A 20,441-nucleotide genomic window follows, 5' to 3' on the forward strand; every position below is an offset into this window, starting at 1 on the left:
AATGGTCGCGACGACGCAGAGGAGCGCAGGATGATGAAACTCGAGGGTGAACCGGCGCCGCGTCCCATCCGCTGGGGGGTGCTCAGCACCGCCCGGATCGCGCGGCAGCGCGTGGTCCCGGCCCTGCTGAAGAGCGCCTCGACGGAAGTCGTCGCGGTGGCCTCGCGCTCCCTGGAGAACGCCCGCGGCTTTGCCGACGCCTTCGGAATCGCCCGCGCCTACGGCTCCTACAACGAGCTGCTGGACGATCCCGAAATCGACGTCATCTATAACGCCCTGCCCAACCATCTCCATGCGGTGACCGTCCGCGCGGCTCTTGAGAAGGGCAAGCATGTGCTCTGCGAGAAGCCCATGGGCGTGAACCGGGAGGAGATCGCCGCCATCAGGCCGGCGGCCCGAGGGCTGCACGTCGCCGAGGCCTTCATGTTTCGCCATCATCCGCAATGGCACGAGGTGCGACGCCTCCTCGACGCCGACCGGATCGGACCGCTGCGTCTGGTGCAGGGCTTCTTCTCGTTCCTGAATGTCGATCCGGCCAATATCCGCAACCGAGTCGAGACCGGCGGTGGTGCGCTGCTGGACATCGGCTGCTATGTCGTCGCCGCCGCGCGGTTCCTCTTTCGCGCCGAACCGATCCGCGTCCTGGCGCTGATCGACCGCGATCCGGCCATGGGCACCGACCGGGCAGCGAGCTTTCTCGCAGATTTCGGCGAGGGACGGCAGCTGTCGGCGACCGTCTCCACGCAGACCTTCCGTCACCAGCGCATCGCCATCGTGGGAACCAGCGGCCGGATCGAGATGCCGACACCGTTTTCTGCGCCGACCGACGAGGCGGCTCACATTACGATCGATACGCACGGCCCCGGCCATCCCGGCGAGACGATCGCGCTGCCGCCGGTCGATCAATATGCCCTGCAGGCGGAGGCGTTCTCCCGCGCCGTGGCGGGCACAGGTCCCTGGCATTTCGGCATTGATGACGCGATCGCGAACATGGCCGTACTCGACGCATTGTTCCGATCCGAGTCCTCTGGAACATGGGAACGGCCCGTGTCGGAGGCTTCTTGAAGGCCGGTCCGCACGGACCATATAGATGAAGCGGAAACGTTCCGCCGGATGCCTCCTATAGGGTCCGTAGACAAGGTCGCTTGGTGGAAGGACTTTGTGATGTCGCGTGTTTCGGGCTTTTCCAGCCCGCTGCTTCTGGGGTTCGACGAGATCGAGCGCGTGCTCGACCGCGTCGCCAAGGCGTCTGGTGACGGCTATCCGCCCTATAATATCGAGCGGATCGCCAAGACCGATACAAACGACGAATGCCTTCGCATTACCCTGGCGGTCGCGGGTTTCTCTCGTGAATCGCTGGATGTGACGGTCGAGGAGAACCAGCTCGTCATTCGCGGCCGTCAGGTCGACGATCGCGAGCGGATCTACCTGCATCGCGGCATCGCGGCGCGGCAGTTCCAGAAGACCTTCGTCCTCGCCGATGGCATCGAAATCGTTTCTGCCGAACTGAAGGATGGGCTGCTCGCCATCGACCTAGCCCGGCCGACGCCCGAGCGTATCATCCGAAGAATTGAGATCGCGGCGCGCGACTGACCGCCGATCCCTTTCTCGCTCAATCGAGGAGACAACTATGTCAGAACCCCGCAACGTCATGACGCCCGAGAATTTCGCCGGCCTCGGCAACGGACAGATCGCGTTCGTCCGACCGGTGTCGTCGGACGAGATCCGCCAGTTCTTCCCCAACGCCCCCGCCGTCCAGCCCGGCCAGAACTTCTGGGCCTTGCTCGACGCGGCCGGCTCGCCGCTGATGATTTCGGATAGTCGCGAGGCGATCGTGATGAACGCCCGCGAGAACGATCTCGAGGCTGTCAGCCTGCATTGAGGCTGCCTCGCGGCCGCGGCTCGCTTACCTCGTCCAGATGGTGAGCGAGACGCGGGCCGCCGGATCGAGGTCCCGGCTTGTCGCGGGATGAAGGCCGTGGCTGGCCAGCAGCCGCTCCGCTGAACCCGCCACCCAGACGCGTGTGAACACTGGCACGCCCTTCGGGATGACGACGCCGCGCTTGCGCACCAGGTGGAAGGCGTCGAAGCCGAGGGACAGGAAAAGATCGTTGACCCGCCGCCCGCCCGGCACGGCGATCAGACCGCCTTCCGGGGCCACAATCCGCAATACCTCGCCAAGCGAGGCCTGGCCGGGGTTCCACCACCAGGCATCCGGCCGATGCTCAATCCCATCGACGCGGGAAGAAACCACGAGGCGGCGGCGCCCGCGCGAATTGGGATGGGCCTCGTGGCCTCCTCGTCCCAGAACGGTCAGGACCGCCCGATCGAGCTCCAGCTGGAAGTAGTTCCAGTCGGTCTCGTTGCGCAGCGAATCCGGCATTCGCCCGTCCGGACCGGCGATGCAATCATTGTCGGAAATGATCGCATGGCCGTGGATTTCATAGCGCGGCATTCCAAGCACCCGTTTCGTAAGAACCGTGCGAAGGGGTCTCCGCGCGGTTAGTCACGGTATGCCGCCGGGCCCGATTCCGGGTCCGCCGTCTTCTCAAGGGCCCATCAGGCCCGCAGCACCCCACCGGTCGCCTTGGCAACCTGGACGATGATCTTCTTCGAGACCAGGTCGATCTCCTCCTCGGTCAAGGTCCGCTCGCTCGGCTGAAGCGTCACCTCGATCGCCACCGACTTCTTGTCGGCGCCAATCGACGGACCCTCGAACAGATCGAATATGCTCGCCGCCGCGATGAGGTTCTTGTCGGCAGACTGCGCCGCCCTGACGATCTTCGCCGACTCGACCGAACGCTCGACCACGAAGGCGAAGTCGCGCCGGACCGGCTGCAGCGAGGTCAGGTCGATCGCCGGCTTGGTGCGGGTCGGGCGACTCTTGGGCGCGGGAATCGCGCCCAGCACGATCTCGAAGCCCGCCACCGGTCCTTCGATGTCGAGGATTTCCAGCGTCGCGGGGTGGAATTCGCCGAACCAGCCGATGACGTTCTGCGGCCCGAGCTGGATCGTCGCCGACCGCCCGGGATGGAACCAGGCCGGCCCGCCGGGAACGATCTGCATCCGGTCGACCGCTGCGCCGAGCGAGTCGAGCAGTGCCAGCGCATCGGCCTTGACGTCGAAGACGCCGACCGGTGCCGCCTTGCCCTGCCAGTGACGACCTGCGGCCGAAACGCCTGCTGTGCCGCGGCGAACGCCGGAGGCTGCGATGATCTGGTCGGATGGCCGCGTGCCCCGGAAGGCCTGCCCGACCTCGAATAGCGCCGCATCGTCATGGCCGCGATCGGCATTGCGCTGGACCGCCAACAGCAGACCCGGCAGCAGGCTCGGCCGCATGTCGGACATGTCGGTCGAGATCGGATTGGCCAGCGCCAGCGCGGGAGCGCCGCCGCCGAAGGCTTCCGCGGCCCGCTTGGCAACGAAGGACCAGGTCACGGCCTCGACGAGCCCCCGCGCGGCGAGGATGCGCTTGGCGCGGCGCGTGCGGCCCTGCAGCAGCGTCAGCACCGGACGCGTCACGTCATCAGACTTCGGCAGCGGCGTTGAGGGCACGCGGTCGACGCCGACGATGCGCATCACCTCCTCGACGAGGTCCGCCTTGCCGTCGATATCAGGCCGCCAGGACGGCGCCACGGCCGTCAGGACCGGAGCCGAACCGGAAAGACCAAAACCCAGCGCCGTCAACACGGCGCGGATCTCGTCCTCGCTCGGATCGATGCCGGCAAGGCGCTTCACCTCGGCGATCGGGAAGGCGACCGAACGATGCGGCTGCGGCACCGTGCCGGCGACGACGATGTCGCTCGGCGTCCCACCGCAAAGGTCGAGCACCAGCTTGGTCGCAAGCTCCAGGCCCGGCAGCATGAAGGCCGGGTCGACGCCGCGCTCGAAACGGTAGCGCGCATCGGAATTGATGCCGAGCTTGCGACCGGTCTGCGCGATGGCCAGCGGCTCCCACAGCGCCGATTCGATCAAGACGTCGACGGTATCTTCGGAACAGCCCGAGGCCTCGCCACCCATAATGCCGGCGAGCGATTCGACGCCATGATCGTCGGCGATGACGCACATCGACGGATCGAGGGCATAGGTCCGCCCGTCCAGCGCCAGCAGGCCCTCACCGTCGCGGGCACGTCGCACGGTGAGATGGCCGTGGACCTTGGCCGCGTCGAAGACATGCAGCGGCCGGCCGCGATCGAAGGTCAGATAATTGGTGATGTCGACCAGCGCGTTGATCGGGCGCAGCCCGATGGCACGCAGCTTGGCTTGCAGCCAATCCGGTGAAGGGCCGTTCTTCACGCCGCGCACGAGGCGTAGGCCGAAGGCCGGGCAGAGCGAGGGCGTATCACCGAAATCGAGCGTCACGCCGACGGGACAGGGGAACGTCCCGGCGACGGGAGTGACCGCGCCGTCCTTCAGGGTTCCAAGGCCAGCGGCGGCCAGATCCCGCGCGACGCCGTAGACACCGAGGCAATCGGAGCGGTTGGGCGTGATCGCGATGTCGATAACCGGATCGGCGAGACCGGCCCACTCGGCATAGGGTGTGCCAACCGGCGCGTCGTCCGGAAGGTCGATGATGCCGTCATGATCCTCGGAAAGCTCGAGCTCCGCGGCCGAGCACAGCATGCCGTGGCTCTCGACGCCGCGGATCGTGCCGACAGCAAGCGTGATGTTCTTGCCGGGAATATAGGTGCCGGCGGGCGAGAACACGCTCTTCATGCCGGTGCGCGCATTCGGGGCGCCGCAGACGACCTGCACCGGCTCGCCCGAGCCCGTATCGACCATGCAGACGCGCAGCCGGTCGGCATTGGGGTGCTGAACGGCCGAGACGACATAGGCGATCGTGAACGGCGCGAGTTGCTTCGCCTTGTCCTCGACGCCCTCGACCTCCAGCCCGATCCGCGTCAACCCCTCGGCGATCGCGTCGACGGAAGCCTCGGTGTCGAGATGTTCCTTGAGCCAGGAGAGGGTGAATTTCATGTCGCTCTCCTTACGAACTCAAACCGCTCACGAGGCTTGGAATATCCAGCGGGCGGAAGCCGTAATGGGACAGCCAGCGGAGATCGGCGTCAAAGAAGGCGCGGAGATCGGACATGCCATATTTCAGCATGGCGATGCGGTCGATGCCCATGCCGAAGGCGAAGCCCTGATATTTGTCCGGATCGAGGCCAGCGAAACGGATCACGTTCGGATGAACCATGCCGCAGCCGAGAATCTCCAGCCAGTCGTCGCCCTCGCCGAAGCGAACCTCGTTGCCGATGCGGCGGCAGCGAATATCCACCTCCATCGACGGCTCGGTGAAGGGGAAGAAGGACGGCCGCATGCGCATCTCGACCTTCTCGACTTCGAAGAAAGCACGGCAGAAGGCTTCGAGCAGCCATTTCAGATGGCCGATATGGCTCGTCCGGTCGATGACCAGCCCCTCGACCTGATGGAACATCGGCGTGTGGGTCTGGTCGCTGTCCATGCGGTAGGTGCGGCCGGGCGCGATGATGCGGATCGGCGGCTTCAGCTGCTCCATGGCGCGCATCTGCACAGGTGAGGTGTGCGTGCGCAGCAGCAGACGCTCGCCGTTCTCGTCCGGATTGAAGAAGAAAGTGTCGTGCATTTCCCGCGCCGGATGGCCGACGGGGAAGTTCAACGCCGTGAAATTATAGTGGTCCGTCTCGATGTCCGGGCCCTCGGCGACGGAGAAGCCGAGATCGCCGAAGATCGCGGTGATCTCGTCGATGACCTGGCTCACCGGATGGATCCGGCCGGTCTCCAGGCCGCCCGTCCGGACGGGCAGCGTCACATCGACCGTCTCGGCAGCGAGTCGGGCGGCGAGGCCCGCCGATTTCAGCGCGGCGCGGCGGATCACAAGCGCTTCGGCGATGCGGTCACGCAGGCCGTTGAGCGCCGGTCCCATGACCTTGCGCTCTTCCGGCGTCATGGTGCCGAGGCCCTTTAGACGCTCGGAAACGGAACCCTTCTTGCCGAGCGCGGCAATGCGCACGGCCTCGATCGCGGGCTCGTCGGCGGCCGCGTCGATGGCGCCGCGCAATTCACGCTCGAGCGTGTCCAGATCGGACATCGGAACCCCCTCAGCGGCGCCGCTGGCGCCGGATCAGTGACAACGGATCCGATGAGGAAAGCTCGCCGGATCCACCGGAAACGCCCCGCGCCACGGCAAGCCGCAGCGACGGAGAGGCTCGTTCCGGCCCCGGAAAGTCCGGTGCGGCCGCCCTGACAGGGCGGCCCGGGCGTCAGGCGGCCTTGAGCGCGCCTTCAGCCTGATCGACCAGCGCCTTGAAGGCCGCGGGCTCGCTGATCGCGAGCTCGGCCAGCACCTTGCGGTCGACCTCGATACCAGCCTTGGCGAGGCCGTCGATAAACCGGCTGTAGGTCAGGCCCTCAGTCACCTCACGGACGGCAGCGTTGATGCGCTGGATCCAGAGACCACGGAAGGAGCGCTTCTTGGCCTTGCGGTCACGGAACGCGTACTGGGCAGCCTTGTCGACCGCGGCCTTGGCCGTACGGATCGTATTCTTGCGGCGGCCGTAGAAGCCCTTGGCCCTCTTGAGGACCTTCTTATGCTTGGCGTGCGCGGCAACGCCGCGCTTAACTCGCGACATGATTCAATTCTCCGGTAAGGGGCGTTCAGCCGTTCAGGAACTGCTTGATGATCTTGGCATCCGCATCCGAAAGCGTCGTGGTGCCACGCGCATTGCGGATGAACTTGGCGGAACGCTTGATCATCCCGTGCCGCTTGCCGGCCTGAGCCGTCTTCACCTTGCCGGTGGCCGTGAGCTTGAAGCGCTTCTTCGCTCCGCTCTTGGTCTTCAACTTGGGCATTTTGCATATCCTTAGATCTGCGCCGAAAGATAAATCCGCCGATCCGCCCGTCGTCAAACGGGTGGTGCGGCGGCGTCTTCGGCATGGAAGCCTTCGTGAGCCGACACGGCATGCCCGGAGAAATCGCCGGAATGGCGTTCCTCTCGCCGGGCGGCTCGGAAACGGCGGCGTTATAACCGCCGCCGCCCTTCAGCACAAGCACAATGCTGGATAGCCGGCTGAAAACAGCCGGATCGCAAAGCGAACAGCGAGCCCGGGTCAGCGCGGCGCCAGCACCATGATCATCTGGCGGCCCTCAAGCTTCGGCTCGGCTTCGACCTTGGAGATCTCGGCCGTCTCGTCGCGGACGCGCTCCAGAAGCTTCATGCCGAGATGTTGGTGCGCCATCTCGCGGCCGCGGAAGCGCAGGGTCAGCTTGACCTTGTCGCCTTCCTCGAAGAAGCGCTTGATCGCCTTCATCTTCACGTCATAGTCGTGATCGTCGATGGCAGGGCGCATCTTGATCTCTTTGACCTCGACGATCTTCTGCTTCTTGCGGGCCTCGTTGGCCTTTTTCTGCGACTGGTATTTGAAGCGGCCGAAATCGAGGATCTTGCAGACCGGGGGTTCGGCATTGGGCGAGATCTCGACAAGGTCGAGTCCGGCCTCTGCCGCCATGGCCAGCGCTTCATCGAGCGGCGTGGGCCCTACGTTCTGGCCGTCCTGGTCGATCAGCTGGACATCACGGATTCCGCGGATTTCGCGGTTGATACGCGGCCCGTCCTTGGTGGGCAGCGGCGCTTTGAAGGGACGACGAATGGAAGAGACTCCTCTCACGATGGATCGAAGGCAAGGCCGAAACGGCCACAAAACCGACACGAGCAGCCCCGACGTCCTTGACGCGAGGTTATCACCGGCCGGTTCGGGGCTCAGCCTGCCCGAACATGTCGTTGAAAATCAGCGAATGAGTCGCGAAAGTCAACCGCAAGCATGGTTTTCCGCGCGAAACGCCACGAAACGTGAAGATGGGGATCCTATGGCGCCTTTCCAAGGTGAGCTGACGGTGGGAAGCGGGGTGGATGCGCGGCAGGTCGCGTTCCTGCGCCGCGAGGGCGAAGGCCCCGAGATATTCTTTCTCGGCGGCTTCATGTCCGACATGCGGGGCGCCAAGGCCGAGGCACTGGACGCCTTCGCCGAGCGCACCGGCCGGGCGATGATCCGGTTCGACTATTCCGGCCACGGCCAATCGGGCGGAAACGTCGAGGACGGCACGATCTCGCGCTGGCTGGAAGAGGCGGCGACGGTGCTGGGCGACGTCGCCAAGGGCCCGCAGATCCTGGTCGGCTCGTCGATGGGCGGCTGGATCGCCGTGCTGCTGGCGCTGGCCGATGCCCGCGCGCAGGGCGGACGGATCGCGGGGCTGGTGCTGCTCGCCCCCGCCATCGACATGACGCAGGATCTCATCCTGCCGCATATGAGCGCCGAGGCTCGCGCCGAGCTGGAGACAACCGGGCGCTGGCGGTTGCCGAGCGCCTATTCCGAGCGGCCCTATGTCATCACAAAACGGCTGATAGAGGATGGCAAACGCCATCTTCTTGGCGGCGGACCCATTGCCATCGGCGCGCCCGTCCATATCATTCAAGGCGTCCTCGACGAGGAGGTTCCCTGGAGCCACGCGGTGGATCTGGTCTCGCATCTGGCGCAGGACGATGTCGTGCTGACGCTGATCAAGGATGCCGGCCACCGCCTTTCGCGGCCGGAGGATCTCGACAAGATGCTATCGGCGGTCGCGACGATCGCCTGACAGTGCCCCACGCGAATAGGAGAAGACGATGGCGACGCGCGGATTTGTCGGCAGGCGGCCGACCGACGAAATCGGCAACCGCCTGCCGCCCGGACAATATCTGACCGAGGATTTTCCGGTCCTCTCGGCCGGGCCGACGCCACATGTCGCGCTCGACAAGTGGTCGTTCACGATCAAGGACGGCGTGAAGCCGGTCGCGACGTGGAACTGGGATGAATTCGCGAAGCTGCCGCATGTGAAGCTGACGCGCGACATTCATTGCGTCACCAAATGGTCGAAGTTCAACACCGCCTGGAGCGGCGTGATGATCGACGACATTCTCGCCGAGGCGGGGATCGAGGCGCCGACCGAATGGACGCTCGCCCATGGCCATGACGGCTACACCACCAATGTGCCGACGGCCGATCTCGTCGGCGGCAAGGCGATGGTGGCGACGGCATATGAGGGCCAGCCGATCACAGCGGACCATGGCGGGCCGGCGAGGCTGCTGGTGCCGCATCTCTATTTCTGGAAGTCGGCCAAATGGCTGACCGGATTGCAGTTCACCAAGCGCGACGAGGCCGGATTCTGGGAGCTTCGCGGCTATCACATGTATGGCGACCCGTGGCGCGAGCAGCGTTTCACCGGTGACTGAGCCCCTGTTGGATGCATCCGCACGGCCCCGGCGGCTCGAATGGCAAAGCGCTGTCGTCGAGGCGATCGAGGCCCAGACGCCGACTGTAAAATCGTTCCGCCTGCGTCCCGAGCGGTGGGGCGGCTTCCGCGCCGGCCAGCATGTCGATGTCCGCCTGACCGCTCCTGACGGCTATTCTGCCCAGCGTTCCTATTCAATCGGTTCCGCACCGGATGGAAGCGGCACGATCGAACTCGCGATCGAGGAAATGCGCAATGGCGAGGTCTCGCCCTTCTTCCATGAGGTGGTGGAGGTCGGCGATACGATCGAGCTCAGAGGGCCGATCGGCGGTCATTTCATATGGGACGTCTCGATCGGGGGCCCCATTCTCCTGATCGGCGGGGGCTCGGGGCTGGTGCCGCTCATGTCGATGCTGCGCCACCGCGCCATTGTCGCGCCGGAGATCCCGGCTGTGCTCATCTATTCAGCGCGGCGCTATGACGATCTCATCTGGCGCGAGGAACTGTTCCACCGCCGCGACAAGGACCGCAATTTCCGCCTGATCGTGAACCTGACCCGTGAATCGGCCCGGCCCGGCCTCCATTTCGGCCGCATCGACGCCGACCGAATTCTGGAGGCGATTGCCGAGGAGACCTCCTGGATCACCTATATCTGCGGTTCCAATCCCTTTGTCGGCGCCGCGTCGGACCTTGCCATCGCGGCCGGGCTTGCCCCGGAGACGATCCGCACGGAGCGCTATGGGGGCTAACCTCGCCAGCTTCCGCTGTCCCACAGCGCGCTCAGAGCATCGCGATAGGTCGGATATTTCAGCTCCACCCCAAGCCGGGACTTGAGCGCGCCATTGGCGATGCGCTTGTTGTCGGCATAGAAGGATCGCGCCATCGGCGAGAGCTGGGCGTTCTCGAAGGGGATATCCGGCAGCGGCGGATAGCCGGCGAGGCTCGCTGCGAAGGCGACGACGTCCTGCGGCGGCGCGGGCTCGTTGTCGGTGACGTTGAAGATACCGCCCGCACGCTGATCGGCCGCCGCTTCCAGCACGGCGGCGATATCGTCGACATGGATACGGTTGAACACCTGCCCTGGCTTGACCAGCCGGCGCGCGGTTCCCTCAGCCAAGTTGACGAAGGTGTTGCGGCCCGGCCCATAGATGCCGGCCAAGCGGAAAAGACCGACGGGAATGGCCTTCTCCTCGCCGAGCGCGGTCCATGCGGCCTCGGCCTCGACGCGGTTGCGCGCCCGCTCGGAGACGGCATTGGGCGGGCTTGCCTCGTCGGCCCAGCCGCCGCCCTGATCGCCATAGACACCAACCGTGGAAAGATATCCTATCCAGGCGAGATCGGGCGCGGCGAGGATGGCGTCGCGATAGAGCCGCAGCGCGGAATCGCCGCTCGAGTCCGGCGCGATGGATTGAACGAGATGCGTGGCGCGGCGAACCGCCTCGCCGATGGCTGGGCTCGGCGTCACTCCGTCGAAGACCAGCGCATCGATCCCCTCGGCGCGCAGCCGCCTTGCCTTTTCCGCCGAACGCACCGTGCCGCCGATCGAGGCATAGTCGCCCCGGACCCGCCGCACGAAGGCGCTGGCCGAATAGCCCAGCCCCAAGATAAAGAGATGGCGCGCTGTCATGACTATTTCCCGGGCGACCCCTGAACGAAGGTGACCGCCCGGCTTTACGATCGAAGCGCTGCCGCGATCAAGCCTCGTCGCCCTCCGCCGGCTGGCTGACGACGCCCTGCTCCCAGCCGAGGATGGCGCGCTTGCGCGTCAGGCCCCAATGATAGCCGGTCAGCGCGCCAGACTTGCCGAGGATGCGGTGACAGGGCACGACGAAGGAGATCGGGTTTCGCCCGACCGCGGCACCCACCGCCCGCGCCGCCTTGGGGTTCGCCACCTTCTCGGCGATCTGCGAATAGGTCGCGGCATGGCCGAGCGGCACGGACAGAAGCGTCTCCCACACCCGCACCTCGAAATCCGAGCCGATCAACACGATCCGGAGCGGCGTATCCTCGCGCCAGCGCGAGGGCTCGAAGATGCGTGCCGCGTAGGGCGCCGTCGCCTGCTGGTCTTCCTCATAGGTCGCGCAGGGGAAGCGGCTTTGCATGTCGAGCAGCGCCGCGCGCTCCTCGCCCGGATCGGCGAAGGCGAGTCCGGCGAGGCCGCGGTCCGAGACCATGATCAGCGCATAGCCGAAGGGCGAGCCATGAAAACCCCATTTCATGATGACGCCCTCGCCGCGCGCCTTGTAGGCGCCCGGGCTCATCGCCTCATGGGTGACGAAGAGGTCATGCAGCCGGCCCGGCCCCGAAAGGCCGACCTCGTAGCTCGTATCGAGGATCGACGCATCGGCGGCGAGCAGGGCACGGGCATGGTCGAGGGTCAGGGCCTGGATGAAGGCCTTCGGCGACAGGCCGCACCAGCGCGTGAACAGCTTCTGCAGCGACAGCGGGTTCATGCCGACATGCTTGGCCACGCGCTCCAGCGACGGCTGCTCACGCCAGCGTTCCGACAGAAACTCGATGGCGCGGCGGACGATCTCGTAATCGGCCTCCGGCGTCAGGAGCGGCATGGGCTCGCAGGCGGCAAGGGCGGCGGGGATGTTCAGCATTGGCGTCGTGTCCCGTGTCTACGTTGCCAATCTAGGAAGCCGGCGTCGACGACGACACCCGAATCTTGCACGAGGCTTCTTTCCAGACCAGCTCCACGACGCTGCACCCGGGCCACGACGAAAAAAGGGCCGCCCTCTCGGACGGCCCCATTACTATTCCGGCTCGGAAGCCCCCGCTCAGTAGCGGTAATGTTCCGGCTTGAACGGACCCGTTTCGGCGACGCCGATATAGGACGACTGCTTCTCCGACAGCTTGGTCAGCTTGACGCCGATCTTGGCCAGATGCAGCGCCGCGACCTTCTCGTCGAGATATTTCGGTAGCGTGTAGACCTTGCGCTCATAATGGCCGGGCTTGGTCCAGAGTTCGATCTGTGCCAGCGTCTGGTTGGTGAAGGACGCCGACATGACGAAGCTCGGATGACCGGTGGCATTGCCGAGATTGACCAGGCGCCCTTCCGACAGAAGGATGATGCGCTTGCCGCTGGCGAACTCGATCTCGTCGACCTGCGGCTTGACGTTGTTCCACTTCAGGTTCCGCAGCGCGGCGATCTGAATCTCGCTGTCGAAATGGCCGATGTTGCAGACGATCGCGCGGTCCTTCATGGCCCGCATATGCTCGATCGTGATGACATCGACATTGCCGGTGGCCGTGACGAAGATGTCGGCGCGCGGCGCCGCATCTTCCATGGTCGTGACCTCATAGCCTTCCATCGCCGCCTGCAGGGCGCAGATCGGATCGACTTCCGAAACCATGACGCGGCAGCCGGCCTGGCGCAGCGAGGCGGCCGAGCCCTTGCCGACATCGCCGAAGCCGGCGACCATGGCGACCTTGCCCGACATCATGACGTCGGTGCCGCGACGGATGCCGTCGACCAGCGATTCGCGGCAACCATAGAGATTGTCGAATTTCGACTTGGTGACCGAATCGTTGACGTTGATGGCCGGCCAGAGCAGCTTGCCCTGCTTCTGCATCTCGTAGAGGCGATGCACGCCGGTGGTCGTCTCCTCGGTGACGCCCTTGATCGATCTGGCGATCTTGCCGTACCAGCCTGGATGGGTGCCGAGGCGTTTCTTGATCGAGGCGAAGAGGACTTCCTCTTCCTCATTCTCCGGCTGTTCCAGGAAGGCGGTGTCGCCATCCTCGGCGCGCTGGCCGAGATGGATGAGCACCGTGGCGTCGCCGCCATCGTCGAGGATCATGTTCGGAACGCCGCCATCGGCCCATTCGAAGATGCGGTGCGTATAATCCCAATAGTCGACGAGGCTCTCGCCCTTGATGGCGAAGACCGGCGTACCGGAAGCAGCGATCGCCGCCGCGGCGTGGTCCTGCGTCGAATAGATGTTGCAGGAGGCCCAGCGGACATCGGCGCCGAGCGCCTTCAGCGTCTCGATCAACACGCCCGTCTGGATCGTCATATGCAGCGAACCGGCGATGCGCGCGCCCTTCAGCGGCTGCGTCGGACCGAACTCGGCGCGAACGCTCATGAGCCCCGGCATCTCGGTCTCGGCGATCGACAGTTCCTTGCGGCCCCAATCGGCGAGTCCAATATCCTTGATCGCGTAGTCGTGCACCTTGGCCATGAGCCGCATCTCCTTGTCGCTTGAGCGTTGGCAGCGCTTATAGCGGAGGGAGAGGACGGCGGCAATCAGGATATAAAGATATCTTTATGTGATGGAGTGCAGCTTCGCGTTCCGGTGCCACGCTCCGCTTGAACCCTCCCCTTGAGGGAAGGTTCAAGAAAGAAGGGTTACTCCTCCTCGCCGAACTTGTCGGCGAGGAGCTTCTCGATCGCGTCGAGGGCTTCCTGGGCCTGCGGGCCTTCCGCGGTGACGCGGATGGAGGAGCCGATGCCGGCGGCGAGCATCATCAGGCCCATGATCGAGGTGCCGCCGACCATGTTCTGGTCCTTCGAGACGGTGATGACCGCATCGAAGCTGTCGGCGCATTGAACGAATTTGGCCGAGGCACGGGCGTGCAGGCCGCGGCGGTTGATGATGGGGAGGTCGCGGCAGAGTGCGGCGTCGTCCGTCATCGTCGCGCTCATTGGCCCGCCAGAACCTGGCTGGCGACATTGATATATTTGCGTCCCGCCTCCTGAGCGCCCTGGATGGCCGCCTGCAGCGGCTTCTCCCCGCGCACGCTGGCGAGCTTGATAAGCATTGGCAGATTGACGCCGGCGATGACCTCGATGCGGCCGGCTTCCATCACCGATATGGCGAGGTTGGACGGGGTGCCGCCGAACATGTCGGTGAGCAGGATGACGCCGCTGCCGTCATCGACGCCTTTGACGGCATCGACGATGTCCTGACGCCGGCGCTCCATATCGTCCTCCGGACCGATCGCGATCGTCTCGATCTGGCTCTGGCGGCCGACGACGTGCTCCAGGGCGGCGCGGAACTCGGTGGCGAGCTGGCCGTGGGTGACAAGGACGAGCCCGATCATGCCCTTCGATTACCTGTTGTTCTCGTTGCTCGACGCCCTGCGGGCCGAATGGCTGTCCGAAGCCGGACCTTTCCGGTAGCAGGGCGGGTGGAGGCCCGCCGAACGGCTCCGCATCTTGACCGAACGATGCCGCAACGCAAGAAAAAAGCGGGCGCGTGGATCATGGATTTTTCAGTCATCCTAAACTGGAACCGCCGGAAAGCGGATGGCGGCCAACACCCGCACCCAGCCATCGGCCTGCCCGATCGGCAAGGCCATGCGCCTGAGGCGGACCCCTTCAATCTCGATTTCCGCCGCTGCCGCCGATGGCAAGCGGGAACAGAGTTCGACGGGCTGCAGGTCGACGACGAGACCGATTTCCGCTGAAGATAGATAGGGTTGGCGAAGGATCCCCTGGCCACGCACCTCGATCAGGCCAGCCAGCGGCTCCGGCGGCGACGCGAAAAGCCGGCCCGCCTCAGCGGCCAGGACGACGCGGTCGTCGGCGATCAGGCGGCAGTCGTCCCGACCGGCGATGAGCAGGGCGAGGACGAGCGACGACTTGCCGCTGCCGCTCTGGCCCCGCACCAGCACGCCGCGCCCCTCGACTTGAATTGCCGAGGCATGGACCGTCGCCGGTAAGGCTTTTGGCGTTTGTCCCATGGTGTCAGGCCGACGCCGCCGGCAGGCGCACGGTGAAGCGCGCGCCATGCGCCAAGCCTTTCTCGGCCCCGGAGCGACCCACATTCTCCGCCCAGATGCGGCCGCGATGGGCCTCGACGATCTGCTTGGAAATGGAAAGGCCAAGGCCGGAATTCTGCCCGAACGCCTCCTGCTCGGGGCGATCGGTATAGAAGCGCTCGAAGATGCGCTCGATCTGGTCGGCGCCGATTCCCGGCCCGTCATCCTCGACGACGATATCGACGAAGGCGCCGCTGCGCTTCACGCTGACCCGGACATGGCCCTCTTTCGGCGTGAAGGAGCGGGCATTGTCGAGAAGGTTGGTGAAGACCTGGCCGAGGCGCCCGTCATGGCCGAGCACGACATAGGCATCGGGCGTCTCCGCCTTGGCAACCTCGAGGCGGATCTGCGGCCCTTCCGGCGATGCGATTTCGCGCGCGATCGAGACCACCGCATCGGCAATCTTCGCGACATCCACCGGCAGCGCGTCCTGGCGGGCCAGCTCGGCATCGAGGCGCGAGGCGTCGGAGATGTCGCTGATCAAGCGGTTCAGCCGCTGGACGTCATGCTGGATGATCTCGTTGAGCCGTGCCTTCGACGCCGCCGTCTTGGCGAGCGGCAGCGTCTCCACGGCGCTGCGAAGCGATGTCAGCGGGTTCTTCAGTTCGTGACTGACATCGGCCGCGAAGCTCTCGATCGCCTCGATGCGGTTGAAGAGCGCCTGCGTCATCTCGCGTAGCGCCACCGAAAGATGGCCGATCTCGTCCTGCCGGCTCGAATAGTCGGGGATCTGCGGGCGCGAGGAGGCGCCGCGGCGTACGCGGTCGGCCGCATCGGCGAGGCGGCGGAGCGGCGCGGCGATGGTGCCGGCCAGCAGGATCGACAGGACGACGACGACGGCTGCCGAGACCAGGAAGACGCGCACGATCGCCATGCGCTCGGCGTGAACGATCGCATCGATATCGCCGCCCTGGGTCGAGAGCAGCAGCACCCCGAGCACCGATCGATAGCGCTGGATCGGCACGGCGACGGACACGATCAGTTCGCCGCGCTCGGTAATGCGCACGATCGAGGACGGACTGCCGACAAGGGCCGTCGCGACCTCCGGATAGTCCTTGCCGGAGAGGCCCGCGAGTTCGTGATAGATCGGCAGATCATCGCGCTGCAGATGGATCTTCACCCATTCCCAGATGCGATCGAACAGGGCCGGCTCGTCCTCCGCCGTCGCCGGGAGGTCGAAGCGCAGCACCTGGCCGCGGGAATAGAGATTGGAGGAATCGAGGATCAGGCTGCCGTCGCGGTCATAGATGCGGGCGCGCGTGCGCGTCGGCGAGATCAGGCGCCGCAACACCGGCGCCACGCGTTCCGGATTGATCGGGAAATCGAGACCCTCGACTTGATTGAGGCCCGGCGCCAGGTTTTCACCGGCCTGCTGTTCCAGCAGCTTGTCGGGATCGATCGTGATGGTGTTGGTCTCGACGCTCGCCGAAGCGGCGATCGCCCCGGCGATGATCTCGCCCTGCGTCAGAAGGCTCTCGAGCCGCGCGTCGATCAGGCCGGCGCGGAACTGGTTCAGATACAGGATGCCGGAGACGAGAACGATCAGCGCCGCGAGGTTAAGGACGACGATCCGCCGCGTCAGGCTCGAAAAGAGATGCGGCCCGACCGAGCGCAGCATGCGCGCGCCGAGACGCCGCCACAGCCGCAGCCGCAAGCGCCGCGGCGGATTGCGGACGGGAAGCTGCTCGTCGAGGCTCGCCGTCATTCCTCCATCCGTTCCCGCGATCGGCCCGTCACGCTTCCTTGAAGCGGTAGCCGACGCCGTAGAGCGTCTCGATCATGTCGAAATCGTCGTCGACGGCTTTGAACTTCTTCCTCAGGCGCTTGATATGGCTATCGATGGTCCGGTCGTCCACATAGACCTGATCGTCATAGGCGGCGTCCATCAGCGCATTGCGGCTCTTCACCACCCCAGGGCGCTGGGCGAGGGCGTAGAGAATCAGGAACTCCGTCACCGTGAGCGTCACCGGCTCGCCGTTCCAGGTGCAGGTATGGCGTTCCTGATCCATGGAGAGAGCACCACGATCGAGATTCTTCGCCGCGTCCGGCACCTTGCCGGGCACAGGCGCCGCGTCGCGCGGCTGGAAGCGGCGGAGCACCGCCTTGACCCGCTCGACCAGAAGGCGCTGCGAGAACGGCTTCTTGATGAAGTCGTCGGCGCCCATCTTCAGGCCGAACAATTCGTCGATCTCGTCATCCTTCGAGGTCAGGAAGATGACGGGAAGATCCGTGCGCTGGCGCAGGCGGCGCAGAAGCTCCATCCCGTCCATACGCGGCATCTTGATGTCGAGGATGGCAAGATCGGGAAGACTTTGCTGAAAGCCATCCAGCGCGGAAGCACCGTCCGTATAAGTCTGGACACGGTAGCCTTCCGATTCGAGCGCGATGGATACAGACGCAAGAATGTTGCGATCATCATCGACGAGGGCAATCGTCGGCATGAAATGACGTCTCCCGGCGGTTGTTCCGCTACGCTGCTCTTCTCGGCCACGTGGACGAGAATCCGGCCAACACGGCCGGCAACCGCGTTAAGGTCGCAGGAATACGCGGAAAATGTGGCATTGACCCTATAGGATATCCACGATCGACGCCATGGCGACGCTGGACCCACCGATAAAAATGATGATTATAACAGTCATCATTTAGGATTCGAGCGGCGCGAAAGGTGGATTAGACATGGCAGACGAGACCTCGTTCGACGCAATAGCGACGGCCCGGTCGGTGATCCGGAATGCGCGCTCCGCCAGCCTGGGGACGCTCGACGAGACCGGCGCCCCGTTTGTCAGCCTCGTGACCTTTGCCACGATGCCGGACCTTCGTCCGGTGCTGTCGCTTTCCGATCTCGCCGTCCATGCGAAAAACCTGAAGCGCGATCCGCGCGCCTCGCTGCTTTTCGTTGCCCCCGGCGGCGAGAGCGGCAACCCGCTTGCCGGCTCGCGGCTTACCCTGACGGGCCGGCTGGCGCCGACGGACGACGAAGCGGCGCTCTGGCGCTACCAGCAGATGCATGGCGACAGCACCACGAGCTTCGCCGACTTCCACACCTACCGCTTCGAGGTCTCCGGCTCCCATCTCGTCGCCGGATTCGGCCGGATCGTTGCGATTGCCCCCGACGAGCTTCTGCCCGACCATTCGGATTGCGGCGACGTGCTGGCGGGCGAAAAGATGGTCGTCGAGCATATGAACGCGGACCACGCCGACGCGATCGGCTTCTATGCCGTCAAACTGCTCGGGCTGGAGCCCGCGAACTGGCGCATGACCGGCAGCGATCCGGACGGCATCGATCTGGCCTTTTCGGAAAAGAGGGCGCGCCTTGACTATCCCGCGCGCGCCCGAACCGTCGCGGAGGCCGGCGGCTATCTCAAGAACTTCGCCAAGGAGGCGCGGGAACGCGCCTGAGGCCAAGAAAAGCCACCTCGCAATATTCGACGCGGATTGCGATCTGTTTGCTTTTATTTGGAAACCAAACAATCCAGACGCTTAACCGCGTTGCTTGGTCGCACCCGATTCAATCGATTTTATGGGCTGCCGAGGCTGGGTACCCCATTGTTCTGCTTGCGAAAAAATCCTTGGCCACCCTAGGTTCCGGAGCTGGGCCGAGCGCCCGCGCGATCGGGAAATCCGTATCGCATCGCCCGTAGCGAGGACCCGTCCGCCGGCGTCCTTACCGAGGAGAATATACTGTGACCGAGAACGGCATTTTCAATCCTTCTTTCGGCGCCGATCGCTTCGGCCTGAAGTGGCTTGCCGGTCTCTATTGGAACTACGGGGCGCCCGAGCTCTATGAACAGTCATTGCGCCGCGGCGAGGGTCGCCTGACCGCCGATGGCGCGCTGACGGTCGAGACCGGCGTCCATACCGGCCGTTCGCCGCAGGACAAGTTCATCGTGCGCGACGCCGCCACCGAGGCGACTGTCTGGTGGGACAACAACAAGCCGCTGTCCGCGGCGCATTTCGATACGCTCTATGCCGATATGCTGTCGCATGCGGCCAATCGCGAACTGTTCGCGCAGGACCTTTTCGGCGGCGCCGATCCGACCGAGCGCGTCAATGTGCGCGTCTTCACCGAGAAGGCCTGGCATTCGCTCTTCATCCGCAATCTCCTGATCCGTCCGGATGTCGCGGCGCTGAAGACCTTCGTGCCGAAGCTGACCATTCTCGACCTGCCCAGCTTCAAGGCGAGCGCCGAGCGCCACGGCGCCCGCACCGAGACGATGATCGCCTGCGATTTCTCCCGCGGCATCGTGCTGGTCGCCGGAACCTCCTATGCCGGCGAGATCAAGAAAGCCGTCTTCACCTATCTGAACTTCACCCTGCCGGCGAAGGGCGTCATGCCGATGCACTGCTCGGCCAATATCGGCCCCGAGGGCGACACGGCCGTGTTCTTCGGCCTTTCCGGCACGGGCAAGACGACGCTTTCGGCCGATCCCGCGCGCACGCTCATCGGCGACGACGAGCATGGCTGGGGTCCGCAGGGTGTCTTCAACTTCGAAGGCGGCTGCTACGCCAAGACGATCCGCCTCTCGGCCGAGGCCGAGCCGGAGATCTATGCGACCACCAAGCGCTTCGGGACGGTACTCGAAAACGTGCCGCTCGCCCCGGTTACCCGCGTTCCCGACTTTGACGATGCGTCGAAGACCGAGAACACCCGCGCCGCCTATCCGCTCGACTTCATCCCGAATGCCAGCGATACGGGCCGCGGCGGCCACCCGAAGGTCATCGTCATGCTGACGGCCGATGCCTTCGGCGTGATGCCGCCGATCGCTCGGCTGACCCCGGCGCAGGCCATGTATCATTTCCTCTCCGGCTACACGGCCAAGGTCGCGGGAACCGAGAAGGGCGTGAGCGAGCCGCAGGCGACGTTCTCGACCTGCTTCGGCGCCCCGTTCATGCCGCGTCATCCGGCCGAATATGGCAATCTGCTGCGCGAACTCATCGCCGAGCACGGCGTCTCCTGCTGGCTGGTTAATACCGGCTGGACCGGCGGCGCCTACGGCACCGGACGGCGGATGCCGATCAAGGCGACCCGTACGCTGCTCGCCGCGGCCCTTGATGGATCGCTCGACCAGGGCCGGTTCTATCTCGACCGCACCTTCGGCTTCCAGGTTCCCACGGACGTCGCCGGTGTCGAGCCGCATCTCCTGCATCCGCGCAAGACCTGGCAGGACAAGGCCGGCTATGATGCGCAGGCGGCGCGGCTCGTCGGCATGTTCCTGAAGAACTTCGAGAAGTTCTCGGCCTATGTCGACGACGAGGTTGTCAACGCCGCGCCGGGCATGGTCGCGTAAGCTGCCAGGACGGCGCCGGCCGATGGGCCGGCGTCGCTCCGCCGCACCTCAAGAGCCATTTTGGATCAGCGCCGCGCGCCAATCTATCCATAGTGGTTTATCTATTCTGATACACTGTATATTGATATTTAGTCTTT

At 65.0% G+C, this 20,441-nt stretch carries 22 protein-coding genes; 8 read left to right on the forward strand and 14 right to left on the reverse strand.

What is annotated here, in order from left to right; all coding sequences use genetic code 11:
* The first annotated feature begins 30 nt into the window (after positions 1–30).
* The 3 genes from OSH05_RS09020 to OSH05_RS09030 all read left to right on the forward strand — a co-directional run bounded on the left by OSH05_RS09020 (position 31) and on the right by OSH05_RS09030 (position 1,882).
* On the forward strand, positions 31–1,065 hold the full coding sequence (locus tag OSH05_RS09020; protein ID WP_104219515.1) for a Gfo/Idh/MocA family protein: 1,035 nt from the start codon (positions 31–33) through the stop codon (positions 1,063–1,065).
* A 99-nt stretch (positions 1,066–1,164) separates the two neighbouring features.
* Positions 1,165–1,593, forward strand: a complete 429-nt coding sequence (locus OSH05_RS09025; protein WP_104219514.1) for an Hsp20 family protein — start codon at positions 1,165–1,167, stop codon at positions 1,591–1,593.
* Between the two features lie 37 nt (positions 1,594–1,630).
* Positions 1,631–1,882, forward strand: a complete 252-nt coding sequence (locus OSH05_RS09030; protein WP_266352128.1) for a BQ00720 family protein — start codon at positions 1,631–1,633, stop codon at positions 1,880–1,882.
* Between the two features lie 24 nt (positions 1,883–1,906).
* Here OSH05_RS09030 and OSH05_RS09035 read toward each other — a convergent pair whose 3' ends face one another.
* The 6 genes from OSH05_RS09035 to infC all read right to left on the reverse strand — a co-directional run bounded on the left by OSH05_RS09035 (position 1,907) and on the right by infC (position 7,629).
* Positions 1,907–2,455, reverse strand: coding sequence for a hypothetical protein (locus OSH05_RS09035; protein WP_104219513.1), 549 nt, complete (start codon positions 2,453–2,455; stop codon positions 1,907–1,909).
* A gap of 104 nt (positions 2,456–2,559) precedes the next feature.
* On the reverse strand, positions 2,560–4,977 hold the full coding sequence (gene pheT / locus OSH05_RS09040; RefSeq protein ID WP_104219512.1) for a phenylalanine--tRNA ligase subunit beta: 2,418 nt from the start codon (positions 4,975–4,977) through the stop codon (positions 2,560–2,562).
* A 10-nt stretch (positions 4,978–4,987) separates the two neighbouring features.
* Positions 4,988–6,070, reverse strand: a complete 1,083-nt coding sequence (gene pheS, locus OSH05_RS09045; protein WP_104219511.1) for a phenylalanine--tRNA ligase subunit alpha — start codon at positions 6,068–6,070, stop codon at positions 4,988–4,990.
* A gap of 172 nt (positions 6,071–6,242) precedes the next feature.
* A complete protein-coding gene (gene rplT, locus OSH05_RS09050; protein ID WP_104219510.1) occupies positions 6,243–6,611 on the reverse strand; it encodes a 50S ribosomal protein L20 in 369 nt (122 codons plus the stop codon).
* A gap of 25 nt (positions 6,612–6,636) precedes the next feature.
* A complete protein-coding gene (gene rpmI / locus OSH05_RS09055) occupies positions 6,637–6,831 on the reverse strand; it encodes a 50S ribosomal protein L35 (protein WP_104219509.1) in 195 nt (64 codons plus the stop codon).
* 258 nt (positions 6,832–7,089) lie between these two features.
* A complete protein-coding gene (infC, locus tag OSH05_RS09060) occupies positions 7,090–7,629 on the reverse strand; it encodes a translation initiation factor IF-3 (RefSeq protein WP_104219591.1) in 540 nt (179 codons plus the stop codon).
* A 217-nt stretch (positions 7,630–7,846) separates the two neighbouring features.
* Between infC and OSH05_RS09065 the strand changes: the two genes are divergently transcribed.
* Genes OSH05_RS09065 through OSH05_RS09075 form a run of 3 tightly spaced genes read left to right on the forward strand, consistent with a single transcriptional unit; the run spans position 7,847 to position 9,996 of the window.
* On the forward strand, positions 7,847–8,614 hold the full coding sequence (locus OSH05_RS09065) for an alpha/beta hydrolase (protein WP_104219508.1): 768 nt from the start codon (positions 7,847–7,849) through the stop codon (positions 8,612–8,614).
* A gap of 28 nt (positions 8,615–8,642) precedes the next feature.
* A complete protein-coding gene (locus OSH05_RS09070; protein ID WP_104219507.1) occupies positions 8,643–9,248 on the forward strand; it encodes a sulfite oxidase-like oxidoreductase in 606 nt (201 codons plus the stop codon).
* 4 nt (positions 9,249–9,252) lie between these two features.
* Entirely contained in the window at positions 9,253–9,996 is a 744-nt protein-coding gene (locus OSH05_RS09075; RefSeq protein ID WP_266352370.1) for an FAD-binding oxidoreductase, read from the forward strand.
* Here the strand turns inward: OSH05_RS09075 and OSH05_RS09080 are convergent.
* The 8 genes from OSH05_RS09080 to OSH05_RS09115 all read right to left on the reverse strand — a co-directional run bounded on the left by OSH05_RS09080 (position 9,993) and on the right by OSH05_RS09115 (position 17,457).
* Positions 9,993–10,874 (reverse strand): SDR family oxidoreductase, encoded by an 882-nt coding sequence (locus tag OSH05_RS09080; protein ID WP_104219505.1) that lies wholly within the window; start codon positions 10,872–10,874, stop codon positions 9,993–9,995. The two genes, OSH05_RS09075 and OSH05_RS09080, sit on opposite strands and share 4 nt — an antisense overlap.
* Positions 10,875–10,941: 67 nt before the next feature.
* A complete protein-coding gene (locus OSH05_RS09085; protein ID WP_104219504.1) occupies positions 10,942–11,853 on the reverse strand; it encodes a methylated-DNA--[protein]-cysteine S-methyltransferase in 912 nt (303 codons plus the stop codon).
* A 177-nt stretch (positions 11,854–12,030) separates the two neighbouring features.
* On the reverse strand, positions 12,031–13,434 hold the full coding sequence (gene ahcY / locus OSH05_RS09090) for an adenosylhomocysteinase (protein ID WP_104219503.1): 1,404 nt from the start codon (positions 13,432–13,434) through the stop codon (positions 12,031–12,033).
* Positions 13,435–13,601: 167 nt separating this feature from the next.
* Positions 13,602–13,886, reverse strand: a complete 285-nt coding sequence (locus OSH05_RS09095) for an HPr family phosphocarrier protein (protein ID WP_207778756.1) — start codon at positions 13,884–13,886, stop codon at positions 13,602–13,604.
* Between the two features lie 8 nt (positions 13,887–13,894).
* Entirely contained in the window at positions 13,895–14,296 is a 402-nt protein-coding gene (locus tag OSH05_RS09100; RefSeq protein WP_104219501.1) for a PTS sugar transporter subunit IIA, read from the reverse strand.
* A gap of 180 nt (positions 14,297–14,476) precedes the next feature.
* On the reverse strand, positions 14,477–14,938 hold the full coding sequence (locus OSH05_RS09105) for an HPr kinase/phosphorylase (RefSeq protein ID WP_104219500.1): 462 nt from the start codon (positions 14,936–14,938) through the stop codon (positions 14,477–14,479).
* A 4-nt stretch (positions 14,939–14,942) separates the two neighbouring features.
* Entirely contained in the window at positions 14,943–16,721 is a 1,779-nt protein-coding gene (locus tag OSH05_RS09110) for a sensor histidine kinase (protein WP_104219499.1), read from the reverse strand.
* A 28-nt stretch (positions 16,722–16,749) separates the two neighbouring features.
* A complete protein-coding gene (locus tag OSH05_RS09115; RefSeq protein WP_104219498.1) occupies positions 16,750–17,457 on the reverse strand; it encodes a response regulator transcription factor in 708 nt (235 codons plus the stop codon).
* A 235-nt stretch (positions 17,458–17,692) separates the two neighbouring features.
* Between OSH05_RS09115 and OSH05_RS09120 the strand changes: the two genes are divergently transcribed.
* A complete protein-coding gene (locus tag OSH05_RS09120) occupies positions 17,693–18,415 on the forward strand; it encodes a HugZ family pyridoxamine 5'-phosphate oxidase (RefSeq protein WP_104219497.1) in 723 nt (240 codons plus the stop codon).
* Positions 18,416–18,699: 284 nt separating this feature from the next.
* Positions 18,700–20,304 carry a phosphoenolpyruvate carboxykinase gene (locus OSH05_RS09125; protein ID WP_104219496.1) on the forward strand — a complete coding sequence of 535 codons (1,605 nt, stop codon included), beginning with the start codon at positions 18,700–18,702 and terminating at the stop codon, positions 20,302–20,304.
* Positions 20,305–20,441: the final 137 nt, after the last annotated feature.

The sequence above is a fragment of the Kaistia algarum genome (assembly GCF_026343945.1).
Lineage (GTDB): Bacteria > Pseudomonadota > Alphaproteobacteria > Rhizobiales > Kaistiaceae > Kaistia > Kaistia algarum.